The 11,592-nt window shown below is 36.2% G+C and carries 9 protein-coding genes and 1 pseudogene; 3 read left to right on the top strand and 7 right to left on the bottom strand.

Annotation, left to right across the window (positions count from 1 at the left end; all coding sequences use genetic code 11):
• Positions 1–430 precede the first annotated feature (430 nt).
• A complete protein-coding gene (locus ACGHIN_RS15030; protein WP_390455277.1) occupies positions 431–1,189 on the top strand; it encodes a helix-turn-helix domain-containing protein in 759 nt (252 codons plus the stop codon).
• 96 nt (positions 1,190–1,285) lie between these two features.
• On the opposite strand, the gene ACGHIN_RS15035 is transcribed toward ACGHIN_RS15030, so the two are convergent.
• The 3 genes from ACGHIN_RS15035 to ACGHIN_RS15045 all read right to left on the bottom strand — a co-directional run bounded on the left by ACGHIN_RS15035 (position 1,286) and on the right by ACGHIN_RS15045 (position 3,370).
• The gene (locus ACGHIN_RS15035) at positions 1,286–1,897 is read right to left on the bottom strand and encodes a DUF4142 domain-containing protein (RefSeq protein WP_390455280.1); all 612 of its coding nucleotides are present in this window, start codon (positions 1,895–1,897) and stop codon (positions 1,286–1,288) included.
• A gap of 110 nt (positions 1,898–2,007) precedes the next feature.
• A complete protein-coding gene (locus ACGHIN_RS15040; protein WP_121461042.1) occupies positions 2,008–2,469 on the bottom strand; it encodes an Lrp/AsnC family transcriptional regulator in 462 nt (153 codons plus the stop codon).
• A gap of 334 nt (positions 2,470–2,803) precedes the next feature.
• Entirely contained in the window at positions 2,804–3,370 is a 567-nt protein-coding gene (locus tag ACGHIN_RS15045) for a DUF7010 family protein (protein ID WP_390455283.1), read from the bottom strand.
• A gap of 691 nt (positions 3,371–4,061) precedes the next feature.
• On the opposite strand from ACGHIN_RS15045, the gene ACGHIN_RS15050 reads away from it, so the two are divergent.
• The gene (locus ACGHIN_RS15050) at positions 4,062–4,625 is read left to right on the top strand and encodes a hypothetical protein (protein ID WP_390455286.1); all 564 of its coding nucleotides are present in this window, start codon (positions 4,062–4,064) and stop codon (positions 4,623–4,625) included.
• An 81-nt stretch (positions 4,626–4,706) separates the two neighbouring features.
• Entirely contained in the window at positions 4,707–5,417 is a 711-nt protein-coding gene (locus tag ACGHIN_RS15055) for an ABC transporter ATP-binding protein (protein ID WP_390455289.1), read from the top strand.
• Between the two features lie 32 nt (positions 5,418–5,449).
• Here the strand turns inward: ACGHIN_RS15055 and ACGHIN_RS15060 are convergent, their stop codons facing one another.
• The 4 genes and pseudogenes from ACGHIN_RS15060 to lpdA form a co-directional block, all read right to left on the bottom strand.
• The gene (locus ACGHIN_RS15060) at positions 5,450–6,250 is read right to left on the bottom strand and encodes a patatin-like phospholipase family protein (RefSeq protein WP_390455292.1); all 801 of its coding nucleotides are present in this window, start codon (positions 6,248–6,250) and stop codon (positions 5,450–5,452) included.
• Between the two features lie 65 nt (positions 6,251–6,315).
• The gene (locus tag ACGHIN_RS15065) at positions 6,316–8,256 is read right to left on the bottom strand and encodes a S9 family peptidase (protein WP_390455295.1); all 1,941 of its coding nucleotides are present in this window, start codon (positions 8,254–8,256) and stop codon (positions 6,316–6,318) included.
• A 212-nt stretch (positions 8,257–8,468) separates the two neighbouring features.
• Entirely contained in the window at positions 8,469–10,040 is a 1,572-nt protein-coding gene (locus tag ACGHIN_RS15070) for an amidohydrolase family protein (RefSeq protein WP_390455298.1), read from the bottom strand.
• A gap of 337 nt (positions 10,041–10,377) precedes the next feature.
• Positions 10,378–11,586 (bottom strand): annotated as a pseudogene (gene lpdA, locus ACGHIN_RS15075) (dihydrolipoyl dehydrogenase); the annotation flags it as partial.
• Positions 11,587–11,592 lie beyond the last annotated feature (6 nt).

The raw sequence follows: 11,592 nt of genomic DNA on the forward strand, positions 1-11,592 counted from the left end.
ACCTACAACATCCAGCGTTGCTGTAGGCGTTGTTGTATTGATCCCTACCTGACTAATCAACATCGATGAATAACCAAGTGAACAAAACAATAAAAAAGCTTTTTTCATAATATATATTAGTTTTAATTATAAATCCACAAAATAATTTTGCTTATATAAGTTTATTATAAATTACAATAATTAATTATTTATGAATATTTAAAATCTCTACAGTAAAATTACAGTCAAAACAATAACAATAAAAGATATTAATTACGAATTTTCAGAAATTAACATATTGTTTTCGGAAAATCAAAAAAAGTTTTCACACTGATTATCAATACATTACGTAATTAGTCCACTATATAGTGAAGTATATGTTATTGGAATACATTTCTTATAAGTAAATTTGTATCGAAAAGCGAAATTAATGTTCCCAAACAGCTTTATAATGGAAAAAATCTACAGTTTATTCTTCGGGTTTCTCATTGTCCCAAGTTGGCTTTTGTGCCAGACATCTTATGATAATATTTTCGTTAAAATTCAAAATGCGATTTTATTTAATAAAACACCCGTCTCCCCTATCAATTTAGAAAAGTTAGAATCTATGAATTTCACTTTTTTAATTCCCTTTTACTCTTATTCCATAGCTATTTTAGCCGGATTGTTTCTTTTGTATTCCATCATCAATAAGATAAAACAAAACAAAGGATCTTTTGAACTCTTATATGCATCAGATGAACAGCCCTCTCAAAAAGAAGATAAATCAGTTAAAGCTTCGAAAAGTACACAAACACTTAAAGATGCCATGAGCAGCGATACTGAGAAGCATATTTTAAACGGATTGAAAAAGTTTGAAAGCAAGAAGGAGTTCACCAACAAAGGGATTACTCTAGCCTATTTAGCGGCCGAATTAGAAACAAATGTTAGGTATTTATCCGAAGTAGTAAAGAAACATAAAGCCGAAAACTTCAAAACCTATATCCATATCCTAAGAATAAATTTCGTGATCAATAAGCTCGAAAAAGATTCTCTGTACCGAAAATATAAAGTAAGCCATCTTGCAGATATTTCGGGTTTTCCAACCTCAGCGTTATTCACAAAGGTTTTTAAAGAGATAACAGGCTATACGCCTACCGCCTATCTATCAATGCTTTCCGAAAGGGATAAAGCTAATGAAAAAGCCCTCAAAGAGCAAGCATCCGCATAAAGAGAAATACTACCTCTTAATTGAAACCCAATTAAAACAAGAAATCAGTCATAAAAAATCCCGCCAATGGGCAGGATTTCAATAGTCTTTTAATTATTATTTTACGGCATTTTTTGCCTTTTCCGATTCCATAAGGTGATGTTCCAGAGTAGGAAGCGTTTTGCTGGCGAAAGACTTCAATGACGCTTCCGTACCTTCAGCGGCTTGCTTTTTAAACTCCGCTATATCTTTCTGATGATCTTTAACCATCAAATCGGTATAGGCCCGGTCAAATTCAGCTCCTTTTTTTGCTTTAAGGTTATCATATTCTTTCTGTTTCTCAGCATCCAGTCCCGTAGGCAGAGTATATCCTACTGCAGATGCCCATTTTTTTAGTTCATCATTGGCTTTACCATGATCTTTGACCATCATTTCACCCAATGCTTTTACCGCTGCATTATTACCATTACCCGCAGCAAGTTCACCCATCATTACTTCCATTGTTCCCCCCATTGCAGCAGCATCTGCAAATTTTTTATCCTGCTCGCTGAGTGAATTTGCCGCACCCGTGGTATCCGTCATTGCAGTGGAGTCGTTAACACCCATTGCAGAATCGACAGGAGCAACTACCGCCGCACTGTCTGAGGACTGATCAACAGCTGTAGTCTCATTTTTTTTACAAGCCACCATAGCAGCAACCGCTAATAGGGCTAAGATTGAATTTTTCATATTATAAAATTTAGTGGTTAGGTGAATTGCAACAATTTATTTGCCAAAATGCTAATAAAAAAAACTCACAAGATTAGTGAGCTTTTTAAAATGATATTTATAGCAGATCTCTATATCGTCAATCCATGTATATTTTTTACCTGAGCCATTACAAATGTACTATGCGTACTTCCGATAGATGGCACTGCTCCCAATATATTGAATACGAAATTCTGGTATTGCTTCATATCACGAACATAGACCTTCAGGAGAAAATCAAAATCACCTGAAATACTGTAGCATTCTGCCACTTCTTCAATCTCCAGGATTTCCCGTTCAAACTCTACCGCTAAGTAACTGTCATTACTTTTTAATTTCAGCTGACAGTAAACGGTAAATCCCAGATTAAGCTTTTCAGCATCCAGAATAGCTGCATATTTCTTAACATATCCTTCCTGCTCCAACCGTTTTACTCTTTCAAAAACCGGTGACGGAGAGAGATTAACTTCTTTAGCAAGCTCTTTAACAGTAAGTTTTGCATCTTTTTGAAGCAATCTGAGCAACTGCAGATCTTTATTATCAAGGTGTTCCATAGAATAATATTCTTTTAGGGGTGATTTTGTTTCAAAGATAAAGAATTTTATTCTTCAATTATTTAATTTTAAAGTTTTTTTTGCCGAATTATTGCAAAACCTTTATTTATTTATTCTATCTATTTACATTTACACCAATCAGATACACAAAAAAATCTGATAAATAAAGGGTAAAAAGGGAATTTTATATTAAGATCACTTCAATTGCGGGGTGGTCTTTTTGAATCAAAATAAAAAAATTCACTCAGTTTGAATACTTTTAGGGAGGGCAGTTATACAGATTGTATAGCTGCTTTTATTATATCCTTCAGCAATAATGAATATTATCCCTTATTTAGCTCTTTATCGTACTTTTTTTATAAAGACTATAAAGGACGCCGCCCATTATAATTTCAATCGAACCTCCAGTTAATGAAGATATCCAGGCATCCGCCTTTATTGTAAAAAGGATTATTGCCGACAATCCTAAAACAGTTCCCAGAATCCAGTAAAAATGCACCCCGTAAATACTGGCGAAGGTTAAATACCTGCCACCAATAATCATCAGCATTCCCTGAAAGAACCACCCCACATTACTTAAAGACAAACCATAAGCCAGTGGAATACACATAATCATCCAAACCGTACTTTCCATTGCCAGTGTAGCAAGAGGATTATTTTTTTCGTGCCGCCCTTTGATCCCAACTAACTTTTCAACTAACGCGGCCAAGGGAGATATGAACATCCCTCCTATGATTAAAGCCCACATCGCATGTTGTGAAGAATAAAAACAAGCTATAAGGCAGGAAGTCAACCAGACCACTCCTGAAACAATGACACCGGTTGAGCCATAGCCATATCCGTTCTTCATATCATTTTGCGCATCCGATATACTATCCATATTCAAATTGTTATTCTCCATGATGATTAGTTTTATTTATCTGACTAAAATAGTCATTTATACAGCATTTACATAAAAGTAATGACTTTATACCATTTTAAGCATACAACTATCTTTACTCATCCATTATTAAGATTAAATTCCAAAAATTATTAAAGATCAACCATCTTAAGATTTCTTTGGACATTCTATTTTAACATTAAAATAAAACCCATGGTATTTTGAGTTGCCAATTTTTACTTTACATTTGCAGTCAAATTTTATACACAATGAGAAAAAAACAATTGAAAAATCTTCTTCAGATTCCATCCAACCCCGTTCATTTTAATTCAATTCATTTATTTAATTTTTAACGTAAACGACAGGTGTAAAAAAACACATGCAGAATTAACAAATAATTTAAATTAAACATTTATTCAAAAATAAAAATTTAAATTAACTGCTGTATTTTAGTAAATTAGAAAACAAATTCATTTATCATTACAAAAAATACATTCTAAAACAAAAATTGACATAAAAATTATTTCAACTCCCGTCAATAAAGGCTTTTTGGATAAAAAAAATTTACCAGGCATAGCATAATATCATTTCTTTGTTAAGGCCGGATATTAAAAAAAAATGCTACTTTTGTTTTAGAAATAAAGATTGTTTATGAATATTTTTATTCATAATTTAGATACACCAATTTTATAAAACATTAAAATCCAGTAAAATGAGAAAAATACTTCTACTATTTACTTGCATGTTCGGTATTTCTGTTTTTTCACAAATTAAAGTGCTAAAAAACGAAAGTCTGGTGGAGATTGGCAAGGATAATTCTGTAGGTTTATATAAAAAACAAGATAAATTCACCATTAATTACCAGGACCTCAATACGAGTAATTTAAATACTTTCAGGTCTTTTTCATTTTTGAACGTGAATGGAGATGTTGAAAGCCTGTATAAATTAATCGCAGACGGATTTATCGATACCCCGATAGGAAACATCACTCTGGAACTACCCAATGATATTATCGAACTGCATTATGAAAAGAACTATGGGCAACCAACTGTGCAATTTATCCAATACATCAATAAAAACAGAAAGTACGTTGGAAAATCGCAGTTCCTGAATAAGAAACAGATCGATAAGATTTTTGGTAAGACCAGCGGAAAATCGGCTTTATATAACAAACCGGCAAGCATGAACAATGTGAATACAACCACCAAGCCCGCCACTGCATCAACAGCTGCTCCTTCTTCGAACAGCAGTAAGAACAAGAAATCAAGAAAATAATTATATTTTTTAATATTCAGCAAACTCATTCCTTACGAATGAGTTTTTTATTTTTATTTTTGCAAAAAGATCATTATAACTATGTCTCTTCAGGTAACGAATTTAACTAAAAAGTTTGGGGAACAAACTGCGCTTAACAGTATTAATATTTCAATCGACAAGAATGAAATCATTGGCCTTCTGGGTCCAAACGGAGCCGGAAAGTCTACGTTAATGAAATCTATTGTTGGTGCCCTGAAGATTGATGAAGGTGAAATTATCTTTAATGGGCTGAATGTTTCCGAGCACGCCATCGAAAGTAAAAAAAAGATTGGTTTCTTACCTGAAAACAATCCGTTATATCTGGAGATGTATGTAAAAGAATACCTCCAGTTTGTTGCCAACATTCACAAGATCCCCCAATCCAGAGTAGATGAAGTGATAGAACTGGTGGGTATCACACCTGAAAAATCTAAAAAAATCGGACAGCTTTCTAAAGGATACAAGCAAAGAGTAGGATTGGCGCAGGCCATTATTCACCAGCCGGATCTGTTGATTCTTGATGAGCCCACCAACGGACTTGACCCGAATCAGATTATTGAGATCAGAAATGTTGTTAAAGAGATCGGCCGGGAAAAAACGGTTTTACTTTCCACCCACATCATGCAGGAAGTGGAAGCACTTTGCTCCCGTGTCATTCTTATCCATAAAGGAAATATTCTTCAGGACTGCCCTATTGAGGAATTTAAAGGTAAATTCGGAAGTCTGGAAGAAGCTTTTGCAAACTATACCCAAACTGAAATCCTTTCTTAATATACAATCCCGCTTAAGCGGGATTTTTTAAATCAAGTTCCTGATTGTTTCAGCGGTGTAATAAACAGGCTTTCAGCAAAACTTTCTTTCGCGGCATTATATCCTATATTAAAGATTTCTTCCAGCCGGTCTTTTCTTCTCTCAAAAGTCCCATAACTGGATAGTTTCTGAGAAGAAATAAACCAGTCGCAATAGTCAAACTTCACTTTTTCCACCCTATAGGATAAAAGATCATAAGAACGGGATACAATGGCTTTAATGGACTTGAGATCATTGATCTTAATATCATGCGGCGGCGAAACAAATACCCCGATAAGCTTATCGCATTCATCCCTGATGATATCGGCTGGAAAATTATTCAAAACACCACCATCACAATACATTTCTTCATCTATGATATAGGGAGTTGTAACGCCGGGAATAGAGCATGAGGCAATAATGGCATCCATAACTTCAAAATCTTTATCAAATATTTTCTGGGTTCCGGATACCAGCTCTGTGGCTACAATTTTTACTTCCTTATCCAGGTCGCCTAGCTTCATATCATGAAAAATAGGCTTCAGATAATTTCTGAAGATGACGGAAGAGACCAATCCGGGTTGGTTAAAAGTAAAATGTTTCCAGTTAAAAAAATATACAGAATTGAAAAATTCCAAGATTTCTTCCGGAGTTTTTCCTATGGCATATAAACAACCGACTATGGAACCGGCACTACAGCAGGACAGAATATCTACATCAATATTCTTCTCATTTAAGAATTTTAAAACTCCTGCATGCGCAATACCTTTGGTACCGCCTCCGGATAAAACAAGCCCTACTTTCTCAAAATTCATAGAATAAAATTAAGAAAACAGGGCGAGAAAACCAGATTAATTTTTCTAAATATGGTGTTTTAAAATTATTTTAACAGATATTCCTGCATAAAACGGATAACAGCCAGCCTTTGAAAATCCACATTCTCTTTTTTACGGAACCCGTGACCTTCATTTTTAGCTTCCAGATACCAGACTGTTTTACCCTGGGCTTTAAGTTTATCTCTCATCTGAACAGCTTCGGAAACAGGCACTCTGGGATCATTGGTTCCCTGGATAATGAACATCGGTTTTTTAATTTTATCAATATTGTTCAAAGGAGCAATTTTGGTAAAGAATTCAGCCATTTTAGGAATTCTCTCATCCCCATATTCTACCCTTCTCAAATCTCTGCGGTATTCTTCCGTATTTTTCAGGAAAGTATTGAAATCGGAAATTCCAACGATATCCACCGAACATCTGATTCTGTCTGCATATTCATAGGCTGTCGCCAAAGTCATAAACCCGCCATAGCTTCCCCCCATGATCATGATTCTGTCTTTATCAAGCTCCGGTTGCTTGGCAATCCAGTCCAATAAAGCACCTATGTCTTTTACTGAATTCATTCTCAAATACCAGTTATCCGCAGCAATAAAGGTTTTACCAAACCCTGAAGATCCCCTCACGTTGGGATAGATCATGGCTACTCCCATTTCATTCGTATAATAGTTGTTGGAACCTAATGAAGAAGCCATAGATTGACCTTCAGGCCCTCCATGAATAGAGATTACTACGGGTCTTTTTCCTGTAAATTTGGAAGCGGCCGGATAGTAAAAGCCTGTAATCTTCATATTATCAAAGCTTTTCCACTCGATGAGTTTTGGAACAGACATATCTTCCGGCTGCATCTCTCCCTGCTCACTTTCCGTCCATCGCTCAATCGTGTTAGAAGCAAGATCCAGCTTGTAAATATCAGCTCCTGAGTTAGCTGCAGATTGGGTAAAGAAAAAATGTTTTCCGTCTTTCGTAAATTTTGTTCCCCCGATTAGCCCTATAGGTATTTTAATGGGAGCATAGGTATTGGTACGGGTATTCAGTTTATACATCTTATTGATCCCACTTTCATTGGTGGTAAAAATAAGGGTGGACTTATCTTCGGATACATCATATCCTTCTACATTCCAGGGGATGGAAGAGGTAAGATAATTGATTTTCTTCGTCTTTATATTTAAAACAGCAAGCCTGCCGAATTCATTATCTCTATCCGTCACATACCAGATTTCATCAGGATTTTTCCCGAAGGTTGCGCCGGACTGAACCACTCCTTTTTCATTCCTGTCTGTAATGGGTTCCAGTTTTTTTGTTTCCAGGTCATAAATATACAGGTAGGAGTCATTTGCTGAAACATATTCTCCGATCAGCAGTTTTTTCCCGTCATCCGAAAGGTCATTAATTCCCCAGCCTCCGCCTTTAACCTCCAAGATGAGCTGTGCTTCTCCCGGCTTTGAAGGATCCATATAATAAATATCCCGGTCTCCGCCATTTCTTTTTGTAGACGCAAAATAAAATCCGGAACCGTCTTTTTTCCATTTTACCCCGCCATTTTGTGATCTTCCCCCATCGGTAAGGAGCTTGGATTCCATTGTTTTCAAATCTAGCCTGAAAAGCTGCCCGAATTCGTTTCCGCCGATATCTTTTGAATAAATCAGATATTCACCTTTGGTTGGCTCATACGTTGCGGAGCCGATAGGTTCATCAAAGAAAGTGATCTGCTTCCTGGCGCCTAACGGGAAGGAAATCCGGTGAAGCTGATTGGTAGAAGCAAAACGGGTACTTGCTATGATTTCTTTTCCATTGGGGTGCACATCTGCCAAACCTGCATTTCTGCTTTCGGAATATTTTTTAATGGTCTGGTTTAAGCTTTTCGGAATCGGGAGGATATTTTCCGCGATCAGGTTTTCATTGGGACTTACCACTTCATTTTTCTGCTGTGCTGAAAGAAATATTCCGGTTAAAGAGAAAGCCAGAATGATGGATTTGTTTTTCATCGTAATAAATTTGCATGAAATTAAGGAATTTTTATAAAAGACAGGCCTGTTATCATCATTCGTTTGATAAAATCACTTTGTCGTTTCGGTAAGTTTCAGGATGAATAGAAGTTCTCGATATGATTTTTTCAAAATCTACTCGAACTGACAATAGGCCCATTGATTAATCTTTCAAAGTCTATATGTCTAGTATATTGTCAATTTTTAAGTTATCAGGTTTCAAATCTTGTCTTTACAAATTTATATCCGTTATTATAAAAAAGATCTTCCACAAAGGTATCAACATTCAGTTGATCTGCCCATTCTTTGGAATCTTGTAAATCGTTAAGGAAATATTTAAGATTCATTCTGATATAGCTTTTAAGATCCGCCATTCTTTTCACGGTCGGCATATTAAGGAAAGGGTTGATCAAACCATCATAATCGGTTCCTATAGTGATCTGCTTTTGGGCTTTGCTGATTGAGATTCCGTTATCAATACACACTTGGAAATAATGTTTCAGATGATACAGAACATGATCATAGAAATATTCATTCCGTTGAGGGATGCTGCTTTCCGTATTTTCTTCCAGTTCAGCCATCGTCAGGTGCTCATCATCAGCAATCAGTTTTCCGATGTCTTCATTTTTAATGCCTAAAGCTGCCCATTCTGTTTTTGAAAAAAATTCTTTATCTACGATTCTTTCCATTCCGCTAATTCCTATAGGATCATCGTCATTTTTATCCACATATCCCAGAATCCTTCTATCCATGGAAATCCCTATAACTCCGCCATTTTTTACAATCCAGGCAATTTCTTCATCAAATAAATTAATCGTTGACGCATTGAACGTTGGAAATCCGGGTCTTCTCGGATCATTTTCCACGTGAAAAGATTTGGTAATTTCCAAGTACAATGCTTCGGAAAGTGGCTTCTTAAGCTGAATATGTCCTGCCCAATCTTTAAATGGCACTCCAGTAAATCCGGCATGAGTACAAACTAAGGGCTGTACATTTTTAAATTTTCCTGAATCAATTTCATTCATTAAATCTTTCCGGGACTTGTAGCTCATGTGTTTTACATCCACACAGATCTTCCGGTCAAAAATTCCCTGCACCACTGTTCTCCCATCGTTTTCCAGCCCGTTTCCGGAAGGGAAAAAAGGTTTTGAATCCGCCACCTGCATTCCGAATGCCTGATTACATAAGCTGGATTGCTGAAGGTGAGTAATATTGATTGATAATATTTTTACTTTTTCCTGTACTTTATCTAGGTTTTTCAAGATATCCGCAGGTTTATACTTGTTCACCGCGTCACAAAAATTGGGGCTGTCTACTAGAGAATGGCAACCTTCAATGGTAAAAAATATATTGACTTTATTTTTCGGAAGTCCTTTTTTGAAGCTATCCTTGGTGAGAATATGGTAGGACGAAGACTGGATATATTCATTCAGAGTCCGTTTCATTAAAAAATCGGAAAAAGGTTTATTGCTGTTTTGAACAATATCATTTAAAAGCTTTTCGGACAGTTTGAAACGGGATGTTTTTTTCAGATAGTTTTGAAGCGGGATTACGGTTTGTGCAACATATCTTTCCACACTATAGAGAACTGCTCCCAGAATCACCTCATCACTAAATTCAGAAAGCTGGGTGTGATGGGTTTGTGTCTCAATAATATTAGGTAAATCGGAACACATTTTGGGAAGTGCGGCTACATCGCTTCTGTAGATAAAAGCATCGATGTTGGGAGTATCATTAAATAGCTGTTTCAAAACAGGATGGCAGTGAAAATCAAAGTATTTCATGATGATTGGTTTTAGCTAATGTAAAGTTAGTGACTTAATCTTTAGTATGTATAGGGGATTTTCCCATAAAAAGATTAAACCACAAAAGGCACAAAAGTTTTTTAATGTTTAATTTTTTTAAACACTTTAGTTACTTAAGTTTTTAAAATCATACTTCATTCAAGTTCACATAAGCTGAAATAAGATTTTCAAAAAAACTCATGTGTCCTTATGAATGGACATTTATTAAACTTTAAAATAAACTTACGTGTTTAAAAACTGTTGTGCCTTTTGTGGTTAAAAATAAAAAAGCGCAAGAAAATCTTTGCGCTTTTATATCTGAAATATTGAGTATCTCTTAGATGTGGATCACTTCTCCGTAAGCTGCTGCTGCTGCTTCCATGATCGCTTCAGAAACTGTTGGGTGCGGGTGGATAGATTTAATGATCTCGTGACCTGTAGTTTCCAGTTTTCTGGCAACAACAGCTTCAGCAACCATATCCGTTACTCCTTCACCAATCATGTGGCAACCTAACCATTCACCATATTTGGCATCGAAAATCACTTTAATGAAACCATCCGTATTTCCGTTAGCCGTAGCTTTTCCACTTGCAGAAAGAGGGAATTTACCTACTTTAATTTCGTATCCTTTTTCTTTAGCCTGTTTTTCCGTAAGACCTACAGAAGCTACTTCCGGGTGACAGTATGTACATCCTGGAATATTGCCATAGTCTATTTTCTCAACGTGCATTCCTTTAATTTTTTCCACACAAGTGATTCCTTCTGCAGAAGCTACGTGAGCTAAAGCCTGAGTCGGGATGATATCTCCAATTGCATAGTACCCCGGAACTGAAGTTTCGTACCATTCATTTACTAAAACTCTTCCTTTATCTGTCTGGATTCCCACTTCTTCTAAACCGATGTTCTCGATGTTGGCAGCAATACCTACAGCAGATAATAAGATATCAGCTTCAAGGGTAATATTTCCGTTAGCCGTTTTTACATTAGCTTTTACGCCTTCTCCTGATGTATCAACACTTTCTACAGAAGCATTGGTCATAATTTCGATTCCAGATTTTTTCAGGGATTTTTCCAGGTGCTTGGAGATTTCCTCATCTTCCACAGGAATGATATTCGGCATAAATTCAACAATAGTTACTTTTGTTCCCATAGTGTTATAGAAGTCAGCAAACTCTACCCCGATAGCTCCGGAACCCACAACAATCATAGATTTCGGTTGCTCAGGAAGGGATAATGCCTGTCTGTATCCGATTACTTTTTTACCATCTTGCGGCAGGTTCGGCAATTCTCTTGAACGCGCTCCTGTTGCAATGATAATGTGGTTTGCTGAATATTCGGTTGCTTTACCGTCTTTATCCGTAACAGAAACTTTTTTCCCCGGCTGAACTTTTGCAGTACCAAGAATTACGTCAATCTTATTCTTTTTCATCAGGAATTCAATTCCTTTGCTCATTTTACCGGCAACCCCACGGCTTCTCTGAATCACGTTCGGGAATTCAAAGCTTGCTTCCACCTTGTTTAAACCGTAGTCTTCAGCATGATTGATTTAATG

The sequence above is a fragment of the Chryseobacterium barbadense genome, from assembly GCF_042849955.1.
Classification (GTDB): domain Bacteria; phylum Bacteroidota; class Bacteroidia; order Flavobacteriales; family Weeksellaceae; genus Chryseobacterium.